A 26192-nucleotide genomic window follows, 5' to 3' on the forward strand; every position below is an offset into this window, starting at 1 on the left:
TCTGTGTCTGATGAACGATATGTACAACTGCATCAGGCTCGTGTATAAAGCAAAGGATTTTGAAGATACTATGACTTTTCACAGAGAAGCAAAAGAGCATTTGGTTAAAGAAGGCAAACAAGCCAGTAAGGGCTTTGTTGGCAAGGGGCGTAAGTCAGAAATAATGTTCAGGCCATTGAATGATGCTTATTGCTATCATAATGCCACTGTGACTTTAAGTGAAGTCAGGTATGATAAAAAAATCTGCCCTTCTCTCGAATTTATAGCCAAAGAAGGCTTTCAGAATGCACTAATGCCTACAGTTGAACATTTTATAGATGTGATGGATAAAAAGAAAGGCAAATATTATATAAAAAGAGTCAGCTAACTAATTCTATGATCAAAGCATTAGTAACGCTCGGACATCATTATGGCGAACTGGATTGGGGCAGATTTGTTATGGACGAGTACATTAAAAGAAACCTCAAGGGCAATAGGAGCATAGATTTCTACGAGATTCAGAACAGCAATGTCAAAACAGGAATATGGTGCAATAAGTCTTGGCGTGAAGTTAAAAGAAAAGTCAAAGAAGAGGAGTTGTTGATAGACATTCATTGCGGTTTCATTGATCACACTAGCGATAAACTAAGTCATTTATCCAAGGAGTATCACGGTGTGGAGGATCATCTTGTTGAAAGAGTAAAATGTTCGGATCATGTCGAGGCCAGTAAATGGAATCCTAAAGATGGGAGGAACATTGGCATTCCTTATACCTTAATCGATGCTTTTTTCTTTAAAAATGGGTTGTATATGGGCAGAGGCCTGAACAATACAGATTATTCAGAGCTAATAAAAATAGTTTCAGAAGAAGATCGTCAGAAATTATTGGGAGAAACTTTGACTTTGATCAATAAGATATATGACACGCATCAGAATTAATTTTTATTCTCTATAACTTCAATCAGGCATCTGCATGGCAGCTTTCTCTTCGCCCTTGACAGTGCCTCTTTCCCCAATTTAAGATTCTGCTTGTCTGTTTTCAGAGTAAATAAGATCTTCCCTTTCTTAACCTGCGCAGCTATGCCGATGGGCTTTCCAAATGGCCTTGCCATTCCCTGGCTCATCCTGTCTGCTCCTGCTCCTGATGCAAGAGGATTTTCCCTTAAAATATGGTGAGGATACATCCTTATCTGGTAGAAATAGCCGCTTTTTCCCAGAGCTTCTTCAAGGATCTTGTTTGAAGATGCCCTTGCGCTTTCAATTGCATTATGCCTTATCTGGAGAGCATCCTTTGTGATTAAGTTCATTGTAAGCTGGAATTTCTTGCTTACATCACCCATATTATATTTTACAACCTTGCTTGTAGGTGCGGATCTGACATAAGACAGCTTCCTATATTTGCTCTTTCTTGTGTAAGGCCTTTCCAAAAACCTGTATGATACGCCTTTTCTTAGCTTTGCCATAATAAAAGAGATTTGGGAGTTGTTTTTAAATGTTTTGGATTTGAGTCCGATTTTCAGATAATTTTATAAACAGGCTGTTATTTTCTCCTTATTGAGAAATGTGAGGAGTTGCTTCCTTGAATCTCTTAAACAAAAATAATGGAGGCTTAAATGGGAACTTACAAATATCTGAGGCAGTTGTGGAAAAAACCAACTGACGAATTAAAAATAATTCTAAGGCAAAGGCTTAATCAGTTCAGGGATGAGCCAGTTACAATCAGGATTGAGCATCCTACAAGGCTTGACAGGGCAAGATCTCTCGGATATAAAGCAAAGCCGGGATTTATAATTGTAAGGCAGAGTGTTATGCGGCATAAAAGGCAAATGCCAAAGACAAGGCATCCAAGAAGGCCAAAGCATTCTTCGGTAAGAAAAGATTTGGCAATGTCTTACCAATGGGTTGCAGAGCAGCGAGCAGTCAAGAAATATCCTAATTGCGAAGTTCTTAATTCATACTTTGTAGCGAAAGACGGCATGCATTATTGGTATGAAGTTATTTTGGTTGACAGGGCTCATCCGCAGATAGCGGCTGATGACAGAATTAAGTGGATCATTAACCAGCGAGGCAGGGTTTTCCGCGGACTTACAGCATCTGGCAAGAGAAGCAGGGGCTTATTAACCAATAAAGGCAAGGGCGCTGAAAAGATGAGGCCTAGCTTGAGAGCGCATGACAGAAGGGCGCATTAAAAATGTCAGAATTTTCCATCCAGTCTTTGACTGGTGGCAGAAAGCCAACCTTTTTTGTATGTGGAAAATTCTGAGCATGCTCAAATGTCAAAAATGTTTGCATTTTTGAGCAAATTGGAAATGTGAACATTTCCAATTAACCACATGATGCGGTGGAACGTAGCAACATGCCGCCTATTTATGATTAGTGGTTTTTGACAGAAAAATTTAAATATTTGAATAACAAAAGAAATGACTATGGTAAGCCTATATTGCAAAAAGTGCGGATACAGAATGGACAAGGAAAAGGTTCCAGAGAGATGCCCTTATTGCGGTAAATTAGGAACAATGGCAAGGGTCAGGTCTGCGCAGGATCTTCTCAATGAGGCAGTAGATGAAGGAGAATTCTTTGAGATGGAAAGGCAGCAAAGAAAAATATAAGTTTATATAGCAGTTCTTTCTTTTTTTGGCTATGAAGCACGGCGTTGATTTCATTGGCGTTGGAGTTGGCGTGATCATTGTTAAAAACAACAATGTCCTTCTTATGCTCAGAAAAACGCCAAGCGAGTGGAGCATTCCCGGCGGAAAAGTGGAATTGAACGAGAAGTCAGAAGATACAGCAATCAGGGAAATAAAAGAGGAGCTCGGAATTGATATAAAAATCAAAAAATTCCTTACACTTACTGAAACTTTCAGCAACAAAATGCACTGGATCTCAATAGTTTACATTGCAGACATTGCAAAAGGCGATCCAAGAATAATGGAGCCAGAAGAGCATTTGGCTGTCAAGTGGTTTTCATTGGATGATCTTCCTAAAAATCATTTTCTTCCTTCAAAACTGGCAATAGAGTTTTATAAAAAGAACAGAAAATAAACGAAAACTTTATAACCCATTCCATTTTCCCTCTTTTCATGGGGATCAAAGCAGTAATATTCGACTTTTGGGGAACTTTGGTTGAGAACGGAGTAGAGCCAAGCCCGATAAGGCAGGCAAAGTTCATTCTCTGGCTCAAGATGCCGTTTCAGGACTTTGTAGAGAAGTTTGAAAGGGTTTTCATGACTAAGAAATATGAGTCTTTGATGCAGGCATTTGAGGCAGTATGCAGTGAATTCCAGATTCCGGCAAAGGATTACCAGATTGAGAACTGCGTTGGAATGTGGAACAAGAACAGATTATTGGCAAAGCCTTTTGAGGAAACGATTCAGGTTCTTGAGGAATTAAAGAAAAAGCACAAATTAGTTTTATTATGCAATACAGACGGCTTTTCAGTTGAGCCTATTCTTGAAAAGTTTGATATGAAGAAATATTTTGATATAATCTCTTTGTCTTATGAAACAGGATTATTGAAGACAGATGTGCAGTCATTTGAGGCAATACTTGAAAAATTAAAGCTGGAAAAAGAAGAAGTTGTAATGGTGGGCGACAGCATGGAATCTGATATTCTGGCAGCTCAGAAAGCAGGTATAAAGGGTATCCTTGTTGACAGAAGGGGCATGAGAGAATACGCGGATAAGATAAAGAATTTAACTGAATTAAAAGATAAGATATGATGCCTATTTCTTCTTTTTCTTAAAAACCTTGTTTATCTCGTCTTTCATTGCAAATCCTATTGCTATGCCGAATGATATTGCTATTGTAAGACCAATTGTATAAAGCAGAACCCTGAATATCTCAAAAAAGGCAGTTGTTTTTATCTCAACATACTCTAAAACAGTAAGTATTGTTGCAATGATTATTATCGCCTGCACAAAGAACGAAGCCAGGTATGAATAATTGTAATTGAAATTTTCTATTGCCTTTCCAATTATCCTGGCCAAAATAATGCCTGTCAAAAATATGAGGGTTATTGCAAATAGTTTTGGCAGAAGATAGATCATATAGCCAGATAAAGACAATATAAATGAATTCTCTTTAATCTGCCCTAATCCGTAAGATAAAAAAACCAAAAATACAAAAACCATGAGCACCATCTTGAGCAGATTTAAGAAATCACCCAGATTTTTTGCTGCAAAAGAGATGCGGTTTTTTGACCATTTGTAAAACTTTTTCTTCACATATTTCTCCATGAACACCTTTATCAGATAGGCCAAGGCTGTTCCTAATACGATCAAGGCAATCGAATAAAGTATTTCATACATATTGTTCACCTATAAATTGTAATTTTGGGGCGTATATAAATTTTGCGTTAAATTTATATAATCTTAGCTTTTCTTATTCATTGTGAAAGGAAAAAACATTTTTGGGGTGGTCAATGAAATCCTGCAAAGCTTGTACAGCGTATTCCATAAAGATTTTGTTAGTGTAATTATCCCTGCTTACAATGAAGAAAAGACCATTCGTAAAGTCATCGAAACAGTCAAAAAATCCAAAGTCAATGAAATAATCATAGTTGATGATGGAAGCAAGGACAAAACCTATGAAAAAGCAAAGCTTAGCGGAGTTAAGGTAATCAAGCATAAAAGGAATGTGGGTAAAGGCATGGCAATGCGTACCGGAGTTGAAAATGCAAAAGGAAACATAATTGTTTTTGTTGATGCTGATATTGAATCATTGACTCCTCAAAAAGTAAATATGCTGATAGATCCTATCCTGAAAAATGAAGCAGATTTCGTAAAATCATATTTTTCCCAGTATAAGTCAAAGACCGGCACAAGCATTTTCCTTTACAAGCCCCTGCTCAAGCATCTTTTCTCGGCAACCGGCTTTACACATCCTGTAAGCGGCCAGATAGCTGCCAGAAAAAGATTTTTCGGGCGCATAGAATTCAGAAACGATTACGGCATCGATATAAGCATACTGGTGGATGCAGTAAAGCGAAACTTAAGGATAAAAGAAGTTTGCCTTGGAGAATTAAAGCACAGAAAAAGAACTGTGCATGATGTGGAGAAAATAGCAGATACAGTAATAGCTACGATCCTTGAAAAAGCAGGCGTTATAAGGGAGAAAGGCGGCTGAAATGAAAAATGCCGATTTACATACCCATTCAATCTACTCTGACGGAATTTTTACTCCAAAAGAACTAGCCAAAAAAGCAAAAGAAAAAGGCATTAAATATCTGGCTTTAACAGACCACAACTCTGTTGAAGGTGTGAGAGAAGCTGTTATGTATGGGAAAGAATTAGGCATAGAAATAATTCCTGGCGTCGAGGTATTATCTGATTGGGGAGAGGTTATTGGCTATTTCATAGACATAAATAACGAGGGATTGCTGAATATTTTAGAACATAATAAAAAGGAGGTAAATAATGGAACTAGATTCTGTATTCAAGAACTTAGGAAATTAGGAGTAGATATCTCTTATGAAGAGGTAAAAAAGGAGTTCCCTAAATATCCGATGATGTACTTTTTTGTAGCTCAGATTTTGGTTAAAAAAGATCTGTTAAAATCAACTGACGAATTATGCGGAAAGTATATCGGTAAATTATTTACAATCAAGTACAACCTTCTAAAAACTGAGGAAGTTATATCTGCAATTAGGCATGCAGGAGGAGTAGCGGTTTTATCACACCCTTTTGTAGGAGCAAATTACAAAAAAGAATTCAAATATATGCATAATTTAGTTAGTGCAGGATTGGCAGGCATTGAAATTGAAAATGGGTATTATAAAAATTACAAAAAAGAAATAAAAAATAAAATTTTAAAATTAGCAAAAAAGTATAATCTTATATTAACATCAGGTTCTGATTTTCATGGAGGCATAGTTAAAAGTAACTTAGGAGATTGTATGTGTGATGAGAATGTTGTAAAAAACATGAAAGTCAGGAAAGCTGATGAATATTAAAGCAATATGAGGATCATAAAATGAAACTGTTCTTTGTAACCAACAACAAGCATAAATTTGCAGAAGTCAAGGAGGTTTTTGATAAATTTAAGATTGAAATAGAGCAGATACAGGAAGACAAGCCCGAAGACAAGTCAGATGAAATTGCTGAAGTTGCCAAAAAGGCAGCGGAATTCCTGGCTAATAAGCATAAAAAGCCAATAATTGTTGACGATACCGGAGTTTATTTCAATGCTTACAAAAACTTTCCAGGAGCCCATCCCAAGTTTATTTTCCAGAGCATTGGCTATGAAGGCATTTTCAAGTTATTGGAAGGCAAGGACAGGTCAGCATACTTCAAAACAGCAGCAGCATACTGCGAGCCAGGAAAAAAACCAATAGTTTTTGAAGCAAAATGCGAAGGGAAAATATCTGATAAAGTTTATAATGTTGGCGACGATATAATGCCTTATGAAAGAATATTTACACCGGAAGGATATAATGAAGTATGGGCAAAGATACACAATATCAAAAGAGAGATATCGCACAGGGTAAAAGCATTTACAAAATTAGCAGAATGGCTGATGAACAAAGGTGATCGAACTGGAAAATAACTGCATTTTCTGCAAAATCGTCAAAGGAGAAATCCCGTCAAGCAAAATATATGAAGACGAGGATGTTTTGGCTTTCCTGGATCTTTTTCCAGTGCATAAAGGCCATACCCTGGTTATTCCAAAAGAGCATCATGAAACATTATTGGATGTGCCGGATGAGTTATTGAAAAAACTAATAGTTGCTGTAAAGAAAATGGTATCTGCTGTAAAGAAAGGCGTCAATGCAGACGGAATTTCATTATCAATGTCCAATTACAAGGCAGCAGGCCAGGTTGTTCCGCATGCCCACTTCCACATTATGCCCCGCTATGAAAATGACGGCCTGAAACTATGGCCCCAGGGAAAGTATGAAGAAGGCGAGATGGAAGAGATAAAGGAAAAAATTGCGAAAGAGATAATATGATGGTATCACAAGAAATCATAGAATTAGCTGAAAAAATCAAAAATTATAGAACTGATATGAAATTAGTAGAGGAACTTAAAATTAAAAAAGAAGCATTAGAAAATCAAGTGGCAGAATTAGAAAAAAGCATAAAAATTTTAAAATTGAATACGATGGAACAAAACAAACTTCTTGAACAGCTTAAGGAATTAGAGACAGATAAAAAGAAATTAAAATTGGATTTAGAGAAATCCAAAGAAGCATACACTTTTGTTGTGACAACGCCGAGTGAAGCGTCAAATACAGTTTATGGTGAAATTAGTAGGGAATTATCAAAAGCACAACAAGAAATATTGATTTCTTCTCCATGGATAACACATATCATTGATGAACTTTCAAGTTTTAAAAAGAAAGATGACAAAAACAAGGTCAATATTAAAGTCATTACCCGCCTTATACGTGAGGATATTGAAAAAGGTGTCACAGATCTAGATAAACTTAGAGCTTTAAAAGATACATTTGATGCAGAGATAAGATATAACAATGATTTACATGCGAAAATGGTTATAATTGATAATTCAGTCGCTATAATTTCTTCTGCTAATTTAACTAAAAAAGGTTTATCTGTCAATTATGAAGCAGGAATATGTTTAAGAGACAAAAATATGGTAAATAAAATTGCCCAGTTCTTCAATGATATATGGAAAGAAAGTAAGCCTCTAACACCACAAGCTATTGAAAATGTTTTATCCAACCAAAAAGGATGATGTGAAAGAGGTTCCTGTCAATACCGAGAAATACTCTAAGATTACATTAGAAATAGAAAGGTTTATTGAAGAAAGAAAGAAAAAACCAACAACATTTAAAGGAATTGTAGAAAAAGTAGACCTGAATAATAATGTTATAACAATTAAGTTACAATCGCCTAAACAGCCAAATTTATCAAGAGGGTCATTAATTCTGATTAGAGAAGATAGTCCGTCAAGTAGCGATATAAGAGCGACTACAAAAGGTTTTTACAATTCTAACCTTAAATTAGAGATTAAAACTAATCCATCGCAGTTTGAAAATAAGACTGTTGTTATAGACATAGAGAAAACAAACGTAATATTAGAAAGACTAAAAAATATAGTTGAGAATATAAAAAAGGGAAAAATTAATTTAGATAATGTAAAAATTTTGGATTTTATGATTGGGGAGAACAAACCACATCATAGCCAGGAAAGAATTTCTTTTATCTCAAAAAAGCTTAATAAAGATCAGGAAGAGGGAGTAATGAATTCTATTAAGACCCGAGATTTTCATTTAATAATAGGCCCTCCAGGAACAGGAAAAACTTATGTCATTGAGGAATTAATCAGGCAGTTCACAAAAAGAAACCAAAAGCTTTTGGTAACTGCATGGACAAATTTGGCTGTAGATAACATAATAAAAAGATTATCTAGAAAAGAAACAAAAAATATTGTAAGAATCGGCCCAATTAATGAAATTGATCTGGAAGTTAGAAAATTTTCTATATTTGAGAAGATGAAAGAACACGAGGATTGGAAAGAGGTTGAGAAATATCATAAAATGAGAGATGGTTTATTCAAGATTATTCCAAGAATAAAAGATGAAATAAGTTGGGTGCAGGGGAATATTAATCAAAGCATGGACAAAACAAAAGTGCTTGAAGGGGAACTTAATAGACTTCTTACTGAAAAACAAAGATATGAAGAGATAATTTCGATGCCTATTGCTAAGAAAAGTCCCGTTAATATTTTTCCTGTAAATAACGAAATATATCTAATTAACAAAGAATCAGAAGCATATTTATCCTTGAGTAAAAATATCTTTCAACTGAATGGGTTACAATCACAAATACCGGGAGCGAAAAGTATTAAGGACTTAAAAAAACTAACAAGAAGTATGAAATTTTCTATTATGAGCAAAAAGGTTTCTTCTTTTTTCTCTAAAACAAATATCAAAGAACTAGAAAAATTAAAACAAGAATATGAAAGAAATAGGAAATATCTGGATGAAGTTTCAGAACTTCAGAAAAAATATGATCATTTAAAGATAATATGTGAGAAAGAGTTCGACAGAATTTATTCTAGTGGGGATGGGTCTCCCGATAAAGATGCATTAAATTTGGAGTTTAGGGCTTATGAAATATTAGAAGATAAGTATCTCCCAATTTTGAAAGAACAGGAAATGTCCAATATGACAAAAAGGACATCTGAAGTGAATCAAGAAGTTTACGGTATTTATGTAGATTCATTAAACAAAAAAATTGATTTACTCAATGTAAAAATAAAGAGTCTAAATACAGAGCTCTATATTCAGATTAATCATAAAAAAGATTTACATAGACAATATGCAAACTTATCATCTTCGCTGGATTTTTATAAGAAAAATGCTGATAAGATAATGAAAGCCATAATATCGGATATTATCAATAAAGCTGATTTAATAGCGGCTACTGCTATATCGTCCTGCCATCCTTTTTTAGATGATACAGGTTTTGATGTAATGATCATGGATGAATCAACCCAAGTTGCTAGTTTTATGTCCTTATTACCTCTTTTAAAATGTAAAAAATTTATTTTAGTCGGAGACAATAAGCAATTACAACCTATAGAGGAAGAGAATATATCTAAAGAGATGAACTTGTCTATATTTAACAGACTTTTTGAAATGTATCCTGAAGCATCAACTTTTCTCTCAACTCAATACAGGATGCATAAAAGTATAGCTCAGATTGCAAATGAAATCTTTTATGAGGGGAAACTAAAAACGTCTGAGAAAATTGCAGAACGGATACTTAATTTAAAGATTGGCGGACATCAATTTTTAAATCCAAAAATACCCGTTATGTTTATAGATACATCAAAGGCAGAATATTATGAAGATGAAGTTGGTTCTGGATGTTCAAATACAAAAGAAGCTAAGTATGTAGCTTATATTGTTTCGTTATTTATTAAAAAAGGAATAAAAACAGCAGATATCGGAGTTGTTACACCCTATGTTAAACAAAAATTTTTGATAGAAGATTTTCTTAAGGACATTAAACTCGAAGGTGTAGAAGCCAATACTGTTCACAAATTTCAAGGTAGAGAAAAAGACATAATTATAATGAGTTTTGCAAGAAGTAAAAAATATTCATTTCCGCAATATAAACTGAATTTTATTGAGAATGAAACGTTAGTTAATGTTGCTATAACGAGAGCTAGAAAGAAATTAATTTTAGTTGGAAATTCTGGAACGCTGTGCCAAAGTAAGTTATTAAACAAGGTGATTAACAAAATAGGTGATGAAAATAGTATAATTTTATAAATAGTAGATACCGCCTTACTGAATAATCTTCTTTCCTATGCAAGAAATTCTTAAATTTTGGATAAAACTTCTTTATCACCCCCATTGGACTTAAGGATCATCACTTGTTATTGCAACAGAGAGAAAAAAACAAATCTTTATAAAACCAATAAAAAACCTTGCTCTTGATGCCGCTGTAGCATAGCCTGGCCTATTGCGCCGGACTCATATGCTCTGCATAATGAGTATGGAGCCGAAAGGCGATGACAGCTAAGAAATCCGGAGGTCGCGCGTTCAAATATCCCAGAGGGAGACCACGAATCCCTCAGGATTTGGGAGTCCCGCCAGCGGCAGATTTTTATATTTTCTTTAGTAAACTAATGACTTTTTCTTTCCCTAAAGTCAGGATAAAATTAGCCAGCTTTGGCCCTCTTTCTTTGTTAACCAAAACCTTGTATGCTGCTTTAAAGAATTCTTTATTGTCAATGTTCACTTCTTTGCAGACATTATAAAATTCTTCAAATAATGTCTGATCGTCATATTTATTTTTCTCCAATCTGTCTTTCAGCAGCAATAATGCTTCCTTCTCTTTTTCATTCAGCTTAGCATTCACATCATTCTGCACTTTAAACTTAAATTCTTCAGGAGCATATTTTTGCAGCCAGTTCCAGACGCAATCGCATCTGTTTTTTAATTTTTTCAGATCGTAATCATCCTTAATTTTTTCCCTGTAAATCTCTTTTATTTTATCAAAATCATTGTCATAAATCTGCAATAATGTAGTCAAATGCCTGAATTGAGCCTGCAGCGGCAGCTTCTTAGGCAATTCTGTAACGCTTAATTCATAAATTCTTTTTTGTTTCTTTGCTTCTTTTTGGTCTTTAACCTTTTCTGTATCAAAATAAATCCTTTCAACTCTGTCAAAGTCCTCATAAAGCTTCAGAACATCCAAGTCAAAGCTTATTGCAAACTCTGCATCAGGCCTTGTCCCGGCAAAAAGCCATCTTACAATATTAGGCTCATAAACTTCCAGCGTATCCTTTAAAGAAACAACATTGCCCAATGATTTGGAAATCTTTCCGCCAGTACCTTTTATTGTTATAAAGTCATACTTCAGATAAACAGGGGCTTTTTCCTTATAGAGTAACTCGTAAATCTCGTTTCCGGTTGTCCTCGATCCACCAGGCGTTGAATGCTCCTTGCCTCCCGGCTCGAAATCCACTTTTTCATAATGCCATCTCATTGGCCAGTCTATTCTCCAGGGCAGCTTCGCAATGCCTTTCTTCCTGAAATCGAATGTTTCTTTATGCCCGCAGTCGCATTCATAAGTTAATGAATAATTTTCATCCCAATCTATAATTCTTGTTGTGTCTTTTTTGCATTTGTCGCAGAAAACAGAAACAGGCCACCAGTTTTCGCTTTTCTCTTCTGCCCTGTATTTGTCAAGGATTTTTTTAATTTCTGCCTTGTTTTCCAGAACATATTTTATCTGCTCTGCATAGTCGCATTTCCTGTATTTTTTAGCTTGGTAGATGAATTCAGGATGAATATTGACGAAAGGCAGTGTTTCTTCAACTTCTTTTTCATTATGCTCTGCATATGACTTATGGCTGCCGTCATAAGTATCTGGAACTTCTGTGATCTGATATCTTAAATATTTATCAAGAAGTTCTTTTTTTGGTGCATCTGCTGGAACTTTCCTGAAAGCATCAAAATCATCCCATGAGTAGATAAAGCGCACATTCCTGCCGAGATTCTTTAATGCTCTTGAAACAAGATCAACAGTTATGATCTCCCTGAAATTGCCTATATGTATCGTGCCGCTTGGAGTGATGCCTGCAGCGCATGTATATAGCTTTTTCTCACCTTTCTCTCTTATGATGTTTTCCGCTGCCTGATCAGCCCAGTGCTTTGGCTCTGTTTCTTTTTGCATATTAGTACGATTAAAGTCAGAATTATATAAAGATTTCTAAAAACTCAGCTTTTTAATTCTCTCCGCCGCCTTCTTGCAGTCTTCTATAGAAGGCACCAATGCGAACCTCACATAGCCTTCTCCAGGATTTAAGTTATTGAAATTCTCGCTTATCCATGATCCGGGTGTTGTGACAACAGCAATTTCTTTTCTCAGTAATGCTTTTGCAAAATCCAGGCTTTTCATCCCTTTCGGAGCTTTCTGCCACATATATAAAGTTGCTTCCGGCATGCATTTTTCCAGTCCGATCGAGTTAAATGCATCAATCATAATATCTCTTTTTATCTTATAGTCTTTTCTCATCTCTTCAACATGCTTCTCATCGCTTAAGGCAGCAATTGCAGCATCCTGGATAAAAGTAGCTGCTCCTGAATCATAATTCGGCTTTAATTTTTTAAATTGCGCAATAATGTTTTCATCTCCGGCAAGCCATCCTATTCTGTAGCATGTCATTGCGCTTCTTTTTGACAGGCTTTGAAAAACAGCTACACCCTCTCTGCCCAATTCCAATATTGACATTGGCTTCTGATCAAAATATATCTCAGAGTAGCATTCATCTGATGCAATTATTATATTATTGTCATGCCCGAAATCAATCAGCTTTTTATAAAAATCCCTGCCAGCAAGAGCTGTTGTTGGATTATTCGGGTAATTGACCCATATTATCTTTGATTTTTTAACGATTTCAGAAGGAATTGCGTCCAGATCAGGCAAAAATCTGTTCTCTTTCAGTAAAGGCATGAAATAGCTTTTTCCACCTGCGAATAATGTTCCCTTTTGATAAGGAGGATAGCCCGGGTTGGGGATCAAGACATAATCTCCTGGGTTAATAAAGCAGAAAGGGAAATGAAACACTGCCTCTTTTGCCCCAATGTTTGCAGAAATCTCCTTTGCAGGATCTAAGCTTGCGTTAAACCTTTTTTTAGTCCACTTTGCAATAGCTTCCCTGTATTCAGCAGAGCCTTCCTCAAGAGGATAACCAGCGCCTTTTCTGAAATCAACTGCTTTTTTGCAAGCTTCTCTTGCAATCTCAGGTGCAGGGTTTTTAGGATCACCAACTCCAAAATCAATTACAGAAACGCCTTCTTTCTTCAGCTTTGCAACTTCATTCTTTACATCAACAAACGCGTAAGTTCCTATTGATGCCAGTTTATCGCTTGGTTTGAATTGCATTTTAATGTTTTATTAATTTAAGCCAATTTTGTAATAATTATAAACATAAAAAAATACTTTCCCGTCATCTCTTAAATTTTCATGCATGTCATTATAAACTTCTCTTTCAATCTTGAATGTTGAATCTGATTCTTTTTTATTTCTTATCAAATATCCCAAATAAATATTCTTGGATTCTTCTTCAGTTATATCTGTATCAAGAACATTCATATCAATCATCTACTTATAGTTATACTCGCCTTCATACACTTCTTCTGCAGGCCCAGTCATATAAACATTGTTGTCTTTTTCATTCCATTCTATGTTCAGGTCTCCGCCAAGAAGGTGGACTGTTACTTTTCTGTCAGTCTTGCCGTTAAGCACAGAAGCCACCACAGCAGCTGATGCGCCTGTTCCGCAAGCCAGTGTAACGCCCGCTCCCCTTTCCCAAACCTGCATTGCTATTTCCCTTTTGTTTATTATCTGTATAAATTCAACATTGGTTTTTTTAGGGAATGCTTTGTGATGCTCGATCTCATATCCGATTTTTTCAACAGGCATTCCGAATGTTTCAACAAAAACAATGCAGTGGGGATTGCCCATTGAAACGCACGTTACCTTCAATACTGTGCCGTCTTTCAGCTTCAGGTCTTCATTTATCACTTTTTGCTTATCGCAGATCATCGGAATCTTTTTGCTGTCCAGAACCGGCTCGCCCATATTGACTGTAATCATTCCGTCAATTATTTTAGGCTTTATTATGCCTGCCAATGTCTCAACTGTTATTTCCTTATTTTTTGTCAGGCCATGCTCATAAACGTATTTTGCAAATCCTCTTATGCCGTTGCCGCACATCTCTGCTTCTGAGCCGTCAGAATTGAATATTCTCATCTTGAAATCTGCCTTATTGGATGGCAAAATAAGTATTATGCCGTCAGATCCAATCCCAAAATGCCTGTTGCTCATCTTTCTTGCTAAATCATCGAACTTAATGCCGCTTAAATTCTCCTTCAGAGCATTAATCAAAACATAATCATTTCCAAGCCCGTGTATCTTAGCAAATTTTATTTTCTTTATAGCCATTGCTTAATCCCCCTAACTACAAACTTTTTGATTTCCTTTTTAAACCTTTTGGTTTTTCGTTCTGAATGCCGATGTATAGGAAATAACATTTAGTGGATGGTTTTATTACGAATATTAAATTGATTTACTATAATTACCTTAACTCTGACCTTTCAACAAATCTTTTAACAATTCCCTATCCCTTATTATACTTGCTTTTCCATCTTTAACCAGGATTTCAGCAGGCTTCAGCCTAGAATTATAATTTGATGACATTGAAAAGCCATAAGCCCCGGCATTTAATATTGCAATAATATCGCCTTCCTTTATTACAGGCAGCTCCCTGTCAACAAGGCCTTCCTCATTCTTTGTAAAAACATCGCCTGATTCACATATATTTCCGCAGATAATAACATCCTCTTTATCTTTTGATTCGGCATTATTCGCAACAATTATCGGATGATAGCTGCCGTACGCCATGACCCTGATTAAATGATTGAAACCAGTGTCAACTCCAACGAATTTATGTTTTGTCGTTTCTTTTATTGTATTTACAGTTGCCAATAAAATTCCAGACTCACATACAAAATATCTTCCTGGCTCTAAAGCTAATGTCAGTTCTTTTCCATATTCAGTGCAGAAATCCGAGAATAACTGCGAAATTTGCGCTCCAAATGTTTTAAGATCCAGCGGTTTTTCATCCGGTTTGTAAGGAACTCCAATGCCTCCGCCAAAATCAACAAACTCCAGGCCATCAAAATGCCTTGCTGTCATCAGCAGCACTTTCATCGCTTCCAAAAATTTTTCAGTTTCGAGTATGCCTGAGCCTATATGCTGGTGCACCCCGATAATTTTCAGGTCATATTTCTTTGCAATATTTTTTATCTCATTTACCTTGTCATAATAAATACCGAATTTTGAATCTGGCCCGCCTGTTATGACATGGTTATGATGGCCTGCGCCTATATTTGGATTGATTCTTACGCATACTTTTGAATTTGGGTTTAATCTTCCGTATCTTTCAAGCTGCGACAATGAGTCTGCATTGACTAAAATGCCGTGCTTTATTGCAAATTTTATGTCGTCGTCAGTTGAATTGTTGCCAGTAAACATTATCTGCTTTTTATCGTAGCCTGCTTCCAGTGCAAGGAACATCTCGCCGGGGGAAACAGCGTCAATAAATGCGCCTTCCTCTCTCAGAATCTTCATTATTGCAATATTTGTATTTGCCTTGCACGCATAATACAGCCTGATATTCGGGTAAGTTATATTACCTTTCAGATCCCTGAACCTCTGCCTTATGGTGTCTTCTTCATAAGCATAAAGCGGGCTTTTGAATTTTAAAATAAGGTCTTCTGCTGAAATTCCCCCTATGTGGAGTTTGTTGTTTATTATTTGCATTTTATTCTATTTTTCTGAGTTTGTTTTTATACTTAACGCTTTTATTGTTAATCGAGATATCCTTTTACTTTCATCAGCTCTGCTACTAGTATAGCCCCACCAGCGGCTCCCCTTATCGTATTGTGGGATAAAGCAACAAACCTGTAGTCGAGCACAAGGCACTCCCTTAACCTGCCTATTGTGATTGCCATTCCGTTTCCTGCATCTCTGTCTAGTTTGGTTTGCGGCCTATTTTCTTCTTCATTATATATCAATACGGGGTCAGGAGCGCTAGGCAATTTCAGCTGCTGCGGCTCTGGCCTGTAATTCTTCCATGCTTCCAAAATTTCTTCTTTTGTAGGCTTTTTATCAAACTTTACTGAAACAGTTGCCATATGGCCGTCAGAAACTGGAACCCTGCTGCAATGAGCAGATATTTTAATCCCATTATAATTTACAAATTCATTATTTTTTATGCTGCCTAGTATCTTTAATGGCTCCTGCTCTGATTTTTCTTCTTCCCCACCAATAAAAGGGATTACATTATCAATTATTTCAGGGAATGTTTCAAATGTTTTTCCTGCTCCAGAGATGGCCTGCATTGTGCTTACGATCATTTCCTTAGGACAGTATTTCATCAATGGAGCAATGGCTGGCAGATAGCTCTGCAATGAGCAGTTTGGCTTTACAACTACAAAACCTTTTTTCCAGCCATGATTTTTTTGCTGTATCTTGATCATATCAATATGATGCGGGTTAATCTCAGGCATAATCATCGGGACATCCTTTGTCCAGCGATGCGCTGAATTATTAGATACTACAGGGATGTCATTTTCTGCGTATTTGTCTTCAAAAGCTTTAATTTCATCCTTGGATGCCTCTATAGCTGAGAATACAAAATCAACCTTATTTTTGATTCCTTCAATATCTGCAACGTCAGAGACTATTAAGTTTTTGGCATTAGCAGGAATTTCTTTTTTAGAGAACCACCTGCCTTCAACTGCTTCTGAGTATTTCCTGCCAGCGGACCTTGGCGAAGCTGCGACTGCAGCTACTTCAAACCATGGATGGTTCTCAAGCAATTCAATAAATCTTTGCCCGACTGCTCCTGTTGCCCCTAAAATCCCGACTTTTATTTTCTGCATTTTGTTTTCCATAGCTTTTTAGCTTTTTATAATTTCGTATTGAATTAAAATTTCTTTCGCCTTTTCGCGATGCTCAGCACTTAGCTCGCACATCGGCAATCTGTAAACTTCCCTGCACATTCCTTTCATTGCAAGCATTGCCTTTATCGGAATAGGGTTTGTTTCTATGAATATTGCGCTGAAAAAAGGCATTAGCTCGTTATTTAGCTTTTCAGCTTCTTCAAAATTGCCTTTTAATGCAAGATCTGCCATCTTCACAACCCTGTCAGGGATTATGTTTGATGCAACTGAAATCACGCCGTCTCCACCTGCTTTTATCACTTCAAAAGTCAGGTTGTCATCTCCTGATAAAACTGAAAATCCTTCCGGCCTTTTTGCAATTACATCTTTTATTTGGTTGATATCTCCAGAAGCTTCCTTTACTCCGGCAATGTTTTTGCAGTCATTTGTCAATCTAATTAAAGTTGCTGTTTCTAAATTAACTCCTGTTCTTCCTTTTATATTGTAAACAATGCACGGAAACTTTACAGAGTCTGCAATTGCCTTGAAGTGCCTATACAATCCTTCCTGCGTAGGCTTGTTGTAATACGGATTAACTAATAAGCAGGCATCTGCTCCAGCTTCTTCAGCATGCTTTGTTAATCTTATCGCTTCTTTTGTTGAATTGCTTCCTGTTCCTGCTATTACAGTAACTCTTTTATTGGCATACTTCACAGCAAGCTCAATAACCTTATCATGCTCTTTATGATCCAGCGTAGGGCTTTCGCCTGTTGTTCCGCATGGCACAATTCCCGCAACTCCTTTCTCAATGTTGAAATTTATCAGCCTTTTAAATGCAATGACATCTACACTTTCATCCTCCTTGAACGGAGTGATTATCGCAGTATAAACTCCTTTAAACATTTTCATCATCCTCCTGTTTGTTGTAGTTCTTTTTTATCAAATTCATTGCCTCTGCTATATCCGATTCTTCTCGCAAGTTTTATCAGCATAGGCTCTTTTCCAAGAGTTGGAATAATTATGCCATCCAATGTAGCCAATTCTTTGATTTCATTCAAATTAAATGGTTCGGCAATTGCCATCTTATCTTCACCTAAAAGGCATAACATCATATGCTTTGGCAGATGCATTAATGCCAGCCTGGTTGTATCTCCTTCCAATATTATCTGCTCAATCCTGTAATAGCTATTGAAGATTCTACCTCGCCTGTATACCAAATCTCCTTTTTCAACTTCCAAATTCTCAGACATTAAAGTTTGATAGTGCATTTTTACACCTATTTCATTATGTTTTTCATCAAATCATCAATCCCATAAACCCCTTTTTTTCCTTTGATGAACTCTGCAGCCATTACTGCCCCTAAAGCAAATCCTTCCCTGTTTCTTGCAGTATGCGTTAATTCAATTGTGTCTGCTGCGCTGTCAAATCCTATTACATGAGTTCCGGGTATTGTTCCTCCTCTAACGCTTGCAAAATGTATCTCATCCTGGCTGATTTTTCTGTCCAGCCTTTCTGTTGCAATCTTATTCTTTCTTTCAATGTTTTTTATCAAAATGTCGCCGATCATCTTCGCTGTTCCGCTCGGCGAATCTGCTTTCTGGTTATGATGCAGTTCGTATGCAAAAATATCATATTCAGGTGCGTTGTTTATCAGCTTTGCAGCATTCTCTATTATTTTTAAAAAGATATTCACGCCTATTGAAAAGTTGCCGCTGTATATCAGGCCAACATTTGATTTTTTAACGGCATTCTTCACATCATCTAGCTGATCATACCATCCTGTTGTGCCTACAACAATATTCTTGCCAAGCTTTGCAGCCTTTTCGATGTTTTCTATGACAACAGAAGGATGTGTGAAATCAAGGCATACATCAATATCCTTTAAGGCAGCTTCTGTTATCTCGCTGTGCACGCCGTTGCCTTTTATATTGGGATCAATAATAGCCTTAATAGTGTGCCCTCTGGCTCTGGCAATTCTTTCAATTATATTGCCCATTTTTCCGTATCCTATAAGCGCAATGTTCATTTTAACCCCCAAAATAAAGCGGATGCTTTTGTTGTTTTTATTCTTTATGTTTTTTGTTGTTTTATTTATTCTTATTCTAGTTAATCTTCTTTTAAAACTGGAAACGTTTCTGTCTGTATCACTCCTGGCAATGCCCTTATTGCTTCAACAACATTATTTACCTCATTAAGATTAGTTCTTTTAACTGTTACAAATATCGAATAGCGGCCTGCAACTTCATATATTTCATCAACATTCATTTTTCTGATTTGCCTTGCAATCTGCTGCGTCGGCCTTCCTGAATGCGTTGAAACTTCAATGATCACAGTGGCTTCTCCTGCCAAGACAGCTGTGAATTTCTTTATAACGCCTTCATTGATCATCTTTGCAACCCTTTTCCTTATTGTGCCTTCGCTTACCTTGAGCTTTTTGGCTATCTGCAGAAAAGGCATTCTTGCATCTTCTTTCAGCATCTGTATTGTTTTATGATCCACCACATCCATAAGGATCGGGAATACGAAATTATATATAAATGTTTCGATTTTAGTACGAAATTCGTAAGAAAAGCGAGAATTTTCATTTATTAAGTGCTATTTTGTGGTCGCCTTATCTTGTAAAAATCTCGCAGAATTTCTTTTCAATTATTTTTACTTTCTCTTGTTTCAATCTTCCAGCTTTGTAATCAATTCTTGATTGGTGAACACTAAACAAAATTGTAGGTCTTATAAAACTGTCATGCTTTAATCCGCCTTGCTGAAAATCTTTTTGAGCTATGGGGACTATATCTGGATCAGGTCTTTCTTGGCTTGTAATCTGGCACAGAATTAGATTTTCGTCTGTAGTGTTAGCTGCAACTAAAGCAGGTCTTTTCTTTGATTCATCAGCATCTGAGAAAGGAAATTGAAAAACCACAATATCCCCCTTTACAAGTCTTTCCATGCTTCATCCTCTTTTTTTGTGTTCCATTCTTTAGCCAAAACTTCTTCTGAAACTAATGCAGGAAATAGTTTTTCGCTTACTTGTTTCATAGGCCTTAATTCGACTCTATCAGAATAAACTAAAACACTTACTTTTGAACCTTCCCTAAATCCGTTTATGGTTCTAGCTATATGCGGTATGCAAATCTGGCCCTTGCTTGTAATGGTTGCTGTTTTGATTTCTTTTATTTCATTTGCCAACATATTCTCACCTTACAAGTAAGAGAAGTAAGAATGACTATATAAATCTTTCTGTTATTCAGAATAATTCCACAGCAATTCAAACCATTTTCTGTAGGAATCTGCAATGTCTTTGTTTATTATCATAAAGCATAATGGATTATTCCCTTTCCATAAGACATTAACAACCCTGTCCGCATAAATATTGATTACAGCAGGGCTTGAATATTCTTTTGGCAAAAACTTTGTTTCCATCAATTCCAGTTTTGTGATTGGTTTTCCTTTGGCTTCAGAATCATAAAGAACTTTCATCTTGATTTTCGACTTAATCCTTAATTTGTCAAAATTAGGAAAGAAATATTGAAGCTCTTTGTCCTCTTTTCCAACAGCACCAATTAAATAAAGGGTTTGTTTCTGCTTCAGAACATCTTTTCTTACTGTTTTAAACCCTTCCTTTCCTACAAAAACATGGGCTTCTGCATGGGGCATTAAAGGAGAAATCTGCTTTTTTAGCTCAGGGATTATTTCCTTAATTGATTTTTCTTTTTCATTCAGCTTTTCTCTTTGCTCTTCAACATATGTTAATAGTCTTTCTGGATCAGATGCTTCAAAATATTTTATGTTTTCTTTGATAACATAAGAAACCAGCCCTTTTTCGGTTAATCTGTTTATCGCTTCATAAACCCTGCTCCTATGCAGAGATAGCTGTTTCATCAGATCCCCGACTTTAATAGAGCCTGATTTAAGCAAAGCCGAGTATACAATAATTTCGCTGTTTGCTAAGCCTATTTCCTGAAGTATTTTTGAGTCCATACGATTAGATTTATCTTGGATTATATAAACTTTTCTATTGTAGTCTCTTTAAAGGAGGACAAAGATTTATTAATAGGGTATCTATTCTAACTCTGGAGTGGTTAAAATGAAAAAAGAAAAACCTGAAGTTATGGTTGTAGATGACGAGGGAGATTGGCTGGTCACAATGGACGATCTCTTAAGCCCTTTAGGGTATAGAATAGCTACTGCTTCAAACTCTTATGATGCCATAGACCAAATAGCAATTAGGATTCATAAAAAGGAAGATTTACCAGATATTTATTTGTGTGATATGTTAGATAAAAATAATGTAATTGCCAAAAGAATCATACGTTCTTATCCAAAAGAATTTGATGACATATACGCTACAATAGCTTTCAATCTGTATAATTATTTAAGATTTAAAGGAGCCAAACCTAACTTTTTTGTTGCAAATACAAGCTCTGTCTCTGCAGAAGATATCGAAGTTGCAGAAAGTTTAGCAATTCCATTAATAACCCGGGTAGGTAAAGGATGGGATGATTTCTTTCCAGATATAACTGGATTGACTAGAGAAGATGCTCTAAAAAAATATGCTGAGAATTATTCTCAGATGTTAAAAAGGTATAAAAGAGAATAAAATGTCAGACATTGGCGAAGTTTTAAAAGAAATAAGGAGGAATAAAAAATGACAGATTCAGGCCTATTCGTAAAAATACTTGAAGTTCGGAGAAAAAGACTGCCTAAAGATGTATCCCTGCCATGCATAACAGGCCCTTACTCAGAGGACTATTCTTTTGGGCTCTATGGAAGCCCTAATGGTAAAATAGCCCCATCACAGGTTATTGATTTATTAAAAGACAAACAAGAAGGCACAGTTGATTTTCAAGGAGCAACATGGAAAAAATATCCTAATAAGGGTATAAGCAAACTTAAACTTCTAACTGTACGAGATAGATACCCTATCACAGTAGTAGGGACGAGTAGTCAGCCCACTAGTCTCGAAGCATTAGCACAATACTTACGGGAATCAAATAACCCATTCATTGTTCTCTTAAAGAATGAAAACGATATTTGCTGTTATATTGACGGAAAAATAACATCTGCATCCACAATTATGCCGGATAAATCGCTTTACCAGGATCTTTCTAAATTTGTAAATGACTTTGGTGGCGTGGTTACTGCATATTTAACTCAGGATACTCATTTCTATGAGAAGACTATAGAGACAAGAGATGAAGTTGAAAAATTCTTAGATGATCACTTCGCAAAATTGTCACATCATGCTAGGTTTAAAAACATTTCTTTTATTGGAGATTTGTTGCCCGTACTATTGAGTATGGACAATTATGATGGAGCTAAATATAAGTATGATGAAGCTAAATGTAAGAAGGAAATAAAATATCTTCAAAAGTGCGCAAGTGAAAAAAATATCGAAAATGTAAATACGAGCATAGTGGTTGAGCAAGACACCGATGGTGCTTTCTTAGTTCCTTTTGAGATACCTGAAACTGATTGCAAGTTATCTTATGAAGTACTCACTCAGAGAAGTGCTGGTCGTAGGACTCTTAATATGCTTCTTGAATGTTCCCATTACACCTATGAGGATGGTGCTTCAGAAAGGCCAGAGTCCACTCTTTTTCCTCTAGGGACTGTGAAATGTCAAAGGATAGGCTGATGATGCATCTGAAGGCTTCATGAATGAAAAAATGTCAAAAGAAAAACTCGAAGTTTTAGTAGTTGATGATGAGCCAGATTGGCTTGCAACTACGACAGATTTCCTTGAAGATATGGGGTATCATGTCGCAACAGCCTCAGACTCTTATAAAGCAATAGACCAACTGGCGGTAAGATTATATAGAAAAGAATCGATGCCAGATATCTATTTATGCGATATGCAGGATAGAAGATATATCATATCAGTTATAGGTGTCAGTGAAAATCCTCATAATGAAGTAAATCCAGAGGATATAAAAGACGTTCACCCTTCTATGGCTTTTAATCTTCACAACTATCTCTCCTCTAAAGGAAATAAGCCAGAATTTCTTATTGGTTTCACAAATTTTATATGCGCAGAAGATAAAATAACTGCATCAAGGCTTAAAATTCCTTTAGTAGGTAAGGAAGAAAGGGATAATTTCAGTTCTATTTTTCCAGATATTAATGGTTTAACAAGAGAAGACGCATTAAAAAAGTTTAGGGATAACTATTCTAAATATAAACAATAAAAAGGCAATGTATATGCTCTTATGGAGATAGTTACTTTGCTGATTTTAATCACCCAAAAAACTCCTTATGCAGCAATCTCACAGTATCCTCATTTCATAATTTTAGCAAAGTTTATTAGTTAGGTATTTCACTCTAATCACCAATGTTAAGAGTAATATTTGATACTAATATTTATGGCTTATTAATTAAAGAGAAGGAAATAGCTATAATAAGAGAGAAGATCGAAAAAGATCAGGCTTTTATCGTATATGGTTTTCAGCCAATAAGAAAAGAATTAAGAGATACGCCGAAGAGTGAGAAGTTAGGTAAATTAAAGAAAAGGAACCTTCTCTTAAGTTTGTATGATGAAATAACGAAAGGAAGATACCTAAAGGATTCAATTCAGATTAACAGGCTGGCTTTAAAATTCTACAATGCCTATAGAAAATTTGGAGGAATAAGGAGCTGGAAAGAAACAAACATTGATGTTGATTTTACTATTGTTGCTTGTGCTAGTTTCTACAAATTAGATGTTGTAGTTTCTGATGATTCAACAACTATGTTAAGTAAGCCGGCCATGAAAGCCTATAGACACATAACGCTGAAAGAAGGATCATGGCACCCTAACTTCTGGAAATACTCAGATTTAAGAGTAAAATACGAATTTTAACTAGTTGTAACTTTAATAAATTTGTTTATTTCTTTAATAAACTGCGGGTCTTTTTGAGCTTCCTTTATAGCTTTAATTAATTCTTCTCCTTTTAACCTATTCGTTGTTTTTTGCATATTCTATTAGAATACCCACATGTATTTAAATCTTTCTTTTATCCAAAAAACTCCTTATGCAATGCCCTGACAGCATTCTCCGCGTCTTCTGCCTTCACAACAAATCCTATGTTGATCTCAGACGCTCCCTGCGAGATCATCTCAATGTTTATATTATTCCTCCCCAAAACGCTGAATAATGGCCCGACAACATTTGGAATGTGATGCAGCCCTTCTCCCACAACGCAGACAATCGACTTGTTTTCTTCAATATTTACAGTTGCAAATCTGTTTAACTCCACTATCGCCTTGTCTAGATTGTCTTTTTTATCAACTGTTACTGAAACGCTTACCTCGCTTGTTGAGACCATGTCAACAACAACGTGGTACTTTCTGAAGATGTCAAATATCTTTGCAAGAAAACCGTAAGCATCAATCATCCTTGTCGAATTTATTGTTATGACTGTAATATTTCTCTTTACAGCAATTGCCTTTGCTATTTTTTCAGATCTTGACGGCTCATTGACAATCAAAGTTCCCTCATTTGATGGCTCATAAGTGTTTAGCACTCTTACCGGAATATTTTTCCTCATTGCAGGCAGTATTGTTTTTGGATGCAGGACTTTTGCTCCGAAATATGCAAGCTCTGCTGCTTCATTAAAGCTCACTTTGTCTATTGTTTTCGCTTCCTTTACAATTTTAGGGTCAGTTGTCATTATGCCATTCACATCAGTCCATATCTGTATTTCTTCTACATTCAATGCTGCCCCGACAATTGCAGCGCTGTAATCCGAGCCGCCCCTTCCAAGCGTGGTTATTGCTCCACCAGAAGTTTTTCCTATGAATCCAGTTATGATCGGAATTGCTTTTTTATCTGACAAATGCATTCGCATCTGCTCTTCTGATTCTGGCAATGGCTCTGCGCCGCCAAAATTATCATTTGTAACTAATCCAACATCATAAGCATCATGCGCTTCTGCTTCCATGCCATGCTTTGTCATGTATGCAGCAACAATTCTCGCAGACATCCTCTCGCCGAAAGACTGCACTAGATCCATGGTTTCTGTTGTGACTTCCCTATATTTCGCAATCCTTCCGATTAACTGCTCAAATTCATCCAGCTTGTCCTGAACTAAAGAATTGCCAAGCCCCAGCTCTTTTATTATTGTGTAATGCTTTTCCTTGATTTCATTCAAGATAGCAGAATAATCGCCGCCTTGGAATGCAAGATTTGCTGTATTGATCAATTTGTCTGTAATGCCGCCGACAGCGCTGACAACAACGATCGGATCTCTATCTAGCCTGCTTTTTACAATATCATGCACTATTTTGATCCTCTCAGCGCTTCCAACTGATGTGCCCCCGAACTTCATGACGATCATTCTGAGAACAGTAATTCTGCCATATTTAAAAAATTAACTGAAAAAGTTACGAAGTTCGTAGAAAAGATAATCGTGAAGATAAATCATTTACAGCGCCATTTGTGGCGGTGCGACGGTCAAAATTTTTAACAAAATTTTGCCCTACTCGGCAGCCCGAAGGGCGCAACCCCAGCCTCGCCGCACGCCACCATGGCGCTGACGAGCCGGGGGTTGTCCCTTACGGGGTGGCTCGTAGCACAAGCGAACGGAGTGAGCTTGTGCGTCAGCCGCCGTTGTGGTGGCGTGCAGAAAACAGAAATTCACATTAAACTTTCAATAGCGGGCCCAACGAGATTCGAACTCGCGACCTACTGATTACTTCAGGAACGGAGTTCATGAAGGATTGGAAACTCCGTTTCCAATAAGAGTCAGTCGCTCTAACCAGGCTGAGCTATAGGCCCATAAAAGGAGAAAAATCTGCTTTATTTATAAACGTTTTTGATTATACGTTACAGATTGACAAGAACTATTGAAATATTAAGCACCACTGCAAAACTAACCCATAATATGTAAGGAACAAGAAGATAAGCTGCTGGCTTTGAGATGTTGTAAAACTTTATGATTGTGAACAGGATTGCCAGCCACAAGATTATTATTTCTATTGAAGCATACAAGGGAGACCTTAACCCGAAGAAAATAATTGACCACAACATATTAAGCAAAAGCTGGATTCCAAAAAATATTAATGCTGTCTTGACTCCTTTTGCTTTGATCCCTTTTTCCCATACCAAATACAGCGAAATTCCCATTAAAAGAAATAATGCAACCCATACAGGCCCGAAGATCCAGTTTGGCGGATTAAAGCTCGGCTTCTGCAGTGCAGCATACCATGTGCCAATAGATGACGCTGTAAAGAATGATCCGATCAATCCAGCCAATTGGCAGATTATGATTGAAAATATCAGCTTATAAGTATTTTTTATTTTCATTTATGA

At 36.3% G+C, this 26192-nt stretch carries 33 protein-coding genes and 2 tRNA genes; 17 read left to right on the plus strand and 18 right to left on the minus strand.

Features of this window, described 5'->3' with window-relative positions; translation table 11 throughout:
• The first annotated feature begins 10 nt into the window (after positions 1–10).
• A complete protein-coding gene (locus tag Q7J54_06145; protein ID MDO8741126.1) occupies positions 11–367 on the plus strand; it encodes a hypothetical protein in 357 nt (118 codons plus the stop codon).
• An 8-nt stretch (positions 368–375) separates the two neighbouring features.
• A complete protein-coding gene (locus Q7J54_06150; GenBank protein MDO8741127.1) occupies positions 376–918 on the plus strand; it encodes a hypothetical protein in 543 nt (180 codons plus the stop codon).
• Here the strand turns inward: Q7J54_06150 and Q7J54_06155 are convergent.
• Positions 915–1442, minus strand: coding sequence for a 50S ribosomal protein L16 (locus tag Q7J54_06155; protein MDO8741128.1), 528 nt, complete (start codon positions 1440–1442; stop codon positions 915–917). The two genes, Q7J54_06150 and Q7J54_06155, sit on opposite strands and share 4 nt — an antisense overlap.
• Positions 1443–1592: 150 nt before the next feature.
• Between Q7J54_06155 and Q7J54_06160 the strand changes: the two genes are divergently transcribed.
• From Q7J54_06160 to Q7J54_06175, 4 genes are all read left to right on the plus strand, one after another.
• Positions 1593–2168 (plus strand): 50S ribosomal protein L15e, encoded by a 576-nt coding sequence (locus Q7J54_06160; GenBank protein ID MDO8741129.1) that lies wholly within the window; start codon positions 1593–1595, stop codon positions 2166–2168.
• Positions 2169–2405: 237 nt separating this feature from the next.
• Positions 2406–2588, plus strand: a complete 183-nt coding sequence (locus Q7J54_06165) for a hypothetical protein (protein MDO8741130.1) — start codon at positions 2406–2408, stop codon at positions 2586–2588.
• Positions 2589–2619: 31 nt separating this feature from the next.
• Positions 2620–3021 carry an NUDIX domain-containing protein gene (locus tag Q7J54_06170; protein MDO8741131.1) on the plus strand — a complete coding sequence of 134 codons (402 nt, stop codon included), beginning with the start codon at positions 2620–2622 and terminating at the stop codon, positions 3019–3021.
• Positions 3022–3059: 38 nt separating this feature from the next.
• Positions 3060–3698, plus strand: a complete 639-nt coding sequence (locus Q7J54_06175; protein MDO8741132.1) for an HAD family hydrolase — start codon at positions 3060–3062, stop codon at positions 3696–3698.
• A gap of 3 nt (positions 3699–3701) precedes the next feature.
• Here Q7J54_06175 and Q7J54_06180 read toward each other — a convergent pair whose 3' ends face one another.
• Positions 3702–4286: a hypothetical protein gene (locus Q7J54_06180; GenBank protein ID MDO8741133.1), complete on the minus strand. Its 585-nt coding sequence runs from the start codon at positions 4284–4286 to the stop codon at positions 3702–3704.
• 82 nt (positions 4287–4368) lie between these two features.
• On the opposite strand from Q7J54_06180, the gene Q7J54_06185 reads away from it, so the two are divergent.
• The 7 genes from Q7J54_06185 (at position 4369) to Q7J54_06215 (ending at position 10551) form a co-directional block, all read left to right on the plus strand.
• Entirely contained in the window at positions 4369–5103 is a 735-nt protein-coding gene (locus Q7J54_06185; protein ID MDO8741134.1) for a glycosyltransferase, read from the plus strand.
• Between the two features lies 1 nt (position 5104).
• Entirely contained in the window at positions 5105–5929 is an 825-nt protein-coding gene (locus tag Q7J54_06190; protein MDO8741135.1) for a PHP domain-containing protein, read from the plus strand.
• A 20-nt stretch (positions 5930–5949) separates the two neighbouring features.
• Positions 5950–6522, plus strand: coding sequence for a non-canonical purine NTP pyrophosphatase (locus tag Q7J54_06195; protein MDO8741136.1), 573 nt, complete (start codon positions 5950–5952; stop codon positions 6520–6522).
• The gene (locus tag Q7J54_06200; protein ID MDO8741137.1) at positions 6503–6925 is read left to right on the plus strand and encodes an HIT family protein; all 423 of its coding nucleotides are present in this window, start codon (positions 6503–6505) and stop codon (positions 6923–6925) included. Before Q7J54_06195 ends, Q7J54_06200 begins: the two co-directional genes overlap by 20 nt.
• Positions 6922–7671, plus strand: a complete 750-nt coding sequence (locus Q7J54_06205; GenBank protein ID MDO8741138.1) for a phospholipase D-like domain-containing protein — start codon at positions 6922–6924, stop codon at positions 7669–7671. Before Q7J54_06200 ends, Q7J54_06205 begins: the two co-directional genes overlap by 4 nt.
• On the plus strand, positions 7646–10219 hold the full coding sequence (locus Q7J54_06210; GenBank protein ID MDO8741139.1) for an AAA domain-containing protein: 2574 nt from the start codon (positions 7646–7648) through the stop codon (positions 10217–10219). Before Q7J54_06205 ends, Q7J54_06210 begins: the two co-directional genes overlap by 26 nt.
• Positions 10220–10388: 169 nt before the next feature.
• Positions 10389–10551, plus strand: a tRNA-Met gene (locus Q7J54_06215).
• A 5-nt stretch (positions 10552–10556) separates the two neighbouring features.
• On the opposite strand, the gene lysS is transcribed toward Q7J54_06215, so the two are convergent.
• From lysS to Q7J54_06280, 13 genes are all read right to left on the minus strand, one after another.
• Positions 10557–12131, minus strand: a complete 1575-nt coding sequence (gene lysS / locus Q7J54_06220) for a lysine--tRNA ligase (GenBank protein ID MDO8741140.1) — start codon at positions 12129–12131, stop codon at positions 10557–10559.
• 36 nt (positions 12132–12167) lie between these two features.
• Positions 12168–13343 carry an aminotransferase class I/II-fold pyridoxal phosphate-dependent enzyme gene (locus Q7J54_06225; protein MDO8741141.1) on the minus strand — a complete coding sequence of 392 codons (1176 nt, stop codon included), beginning with the start codon at positions 13341–13343 and terminating at the stop codon, positions 12168–12170.
• 12 nt (positions 13344–13355) lie between these two features.
• Positions 13356–13562 (minus strand): hypothetical protein, encoded by a 207-nt coding sequence (locus Q7J54_06230; GenBank protein ID MDO8741142.1) that lies wholly within the window; start codon positions 13560–13562, stop codon positions 13356–13358.
• Positions 13563–14390 (minus strand): diaminopimelate epimerase, encoded by an 828-nt coding sequence (gene dapF / locus Q7J54_06235; GenBank protein MDO8741143.1) that lies wholly within the window; start codon positions 14388–14390, stop codon positions 13563–13565.
• 153 nt (positions 14391–14543) lie between these two features.
• Positions 14544–15785, minus strand: a complete 1242-nt coding sequence (lysA, locus tag Q7J54_06240) for a diaminopimelate decarboxylase (protein ID MDO8741144.1) — start codon at positions 15783–15785, stop codon at positions 14544–14546.
• Between the two features lie 47 nt (positions 15786–15832).
• Positions 15833–16909, minus strand: a complete 1077-nt coding sequence (asd, locus tag Q7J54_06245; GenBank protein MDO8741145.1) for an aspartate-semialdehyde dehydrogenase — start codon at positions 16907–16909, stop codon at positions 15833–15835.
• Positions 16910–16927: 18 nt separating this feature from the next.
• Complete coding sequence (gene dapA, locus Q7J54_06250; GenBank protein MDO8741146.1) at positions 16928–17812, minus strand: 4-hydroxy-tetrahydrodipicolinate synthase; 885 nt, start codon at positions 17810–17812, stop codon at positions 16928–16930.
• Positions 17813–17817: 5 nt separating this feature from the next.
• The gene (locus Q7J54_06255) at positions 17818–18177 is read right to left on the minus strand and encodes a hypothetical protein (protein ID MDO8741147.1); all 360 of its coding nucleotides are present in this window, start codon (positions 18175–18177) and stop codon (positions 17818–17820) included.
• Between the two features lie 8 nt (positions 18178–18185).
• A complete protein-coding gene (gene dapB / locus Q7J54_06260; protein MDO8741148.1) occupies positions 18186–18935 on the minus strand; it encodes a 4-hydroxy-tetrahydrodipicolinate reductase in 750 nt (249 codons plus the stop codon).
• An 80-nt stretch (positions 18936–19015) separates the two neighbouring features.
• Positions 19016–19417 carry an Lrp/AsnC family transcriptional regulator gene (locus Q7J54_06265; protein MDO8741149.1) on the minus strand — a complete coding sequence of 134 codons (402 nt, stop codon included), beginning with the start codon at positions 19415–19417 and terminating at the stop codon, positions 19016–19018.
• Positions 19418–19520: 103 nt separating this feature from the next.
• Positions 19521–19853, minus strand: a complete 333-nt coding sequence (locus Q7J54_06270; protein ID MDO8741150.1) for a type II toxin-antitoxin system PemK/MazF family toxin — start codon at positions 19851–19853, stop codon at positions 19521–19523.
• The gene (locus tag Q7J54_06275) at positions 19838–20095 is read right to left on the minus strand and encodes an AbrB/MazE/SpoVT family DNA-binding domain-containing protein (protein MDO8741151.1); all 258 of its coding nucleotides are present in this window, start codon (positions 20093–20095) and stop codon (positions 19838–19840) included. Before Q7J54_06275 ends, Q7J54_06270 begins: the two co-directional genes overlap by 16 nt.
• Before the next feature lie 51 nt (positions 20096–20146).
• Positions 20147–20884, minus strand: a complete 738-nt coding sequence (locus Q7J54_06280) for a helix-turn-helix domain-containing protein (GenBank protein MDO8741152.1) — start codon at positions 20882–20884, stop codon at positions 20147–20149.
• Positions 20885–20990: 106 nt separating this feature from the next.
• On the opposite strand from Q7J54_06280, the gene Q7J54_06285 reads away from it, so the two are divergent.
• The 4 genes from Q7J54_06285 to Q7J54_06300 all read left to right on the plus strand — a co-directional run bounded on the left by Q7J54_06285 (position 20991) and on the right by Q7J54_06300 (position 23741).
• Complete coding sequence (locus Q7J54_06285; protein MDO8741153.1) at positions 20991–21503, plus strand: hypothetical protein; 513 nt, start codon at positions 20991–20993, stop codon at positions 21501–21503.
• A gap of 48 nt (positions 21504–21551) precedes the next feature.
• The gene (locus Q7J54_06290) at positions 21552–22541 is read left to right on the plus strand and encodes a hypothetical protein (protein MDO8741154.1); all 990 of its coding nucleotides are present in this window, start codon (positions 21552–21554) and stop codon (positions 22539–22541) included.
• 19 nt (positions 22542–22560) lie between these two features.
• Positions 22561–23091, plus strand: a complete 531-nt coding sequence (locus Q7J54_06295) for a response regulator (protein MDO8741155.1) — start codon at positions 22561–22563, stop codon at positions 23089–23091.
• Between the two features lie 143 nt (positions 23092–23234).
• Positions 23235–23741 (plus strand): hypothetical protein, encoded by a 507-nt coding sequence (locus Q7J54_06300; protein MDO8741156.1) that lies wholly within the window; start codon positions 23235–23237, stop codon positions 23739–23741.
• A 154-nt stretch (positions 23742–23895) separates the two neighbouring features.
• Here Q7J54_06300 and lysC read toward each other — a convergent pair whose 3' ends face one another.
• The 3 genes from lysC to Q7J54_06315 form a co-directional block, all read right to left on the minus strand.
• A complete protein-coding gene (gene lysC / locus Q7J54_06305) occupies positions 23896–25218 on the minus strand; it encodes a lysine-sensitive aspartokinase 3 (protein MDO8741157.1) in 1323 nt (440 codons plus the stop codon).
• A gap of 319 nt (positions 25219–25537) precedes the next feature.
• Positions 25538–25658: transfer RNA gene (locus Q7J54_06310), tRNA-Lys, on the minus strand.
• Positions 25659–25706: 48 nt separating this feature from the next.
• Positions 25707–26186 (minus strand): TspO/MBR family protein, encoded by a 480-nt coding sequence (locus tag Q7J54_06315; GenBank protein ID MDO8741158.1) that lies wholly within the window; start codon positions 26184–26186, stop codon positions 25707–25709.
• Positions 26187–26192: the final 6 nt, after the last annotated feature.

It is taken from the genome of Candidatus Woesearchaeota archaeon, assembly GCA_030651135.1.
In the GTDB taxonomy this organism is placed as follows: Archaea; Nanobdellota; Nanobdellia; order Woesearchaeales; family JACPBO01; genus JACPBO01.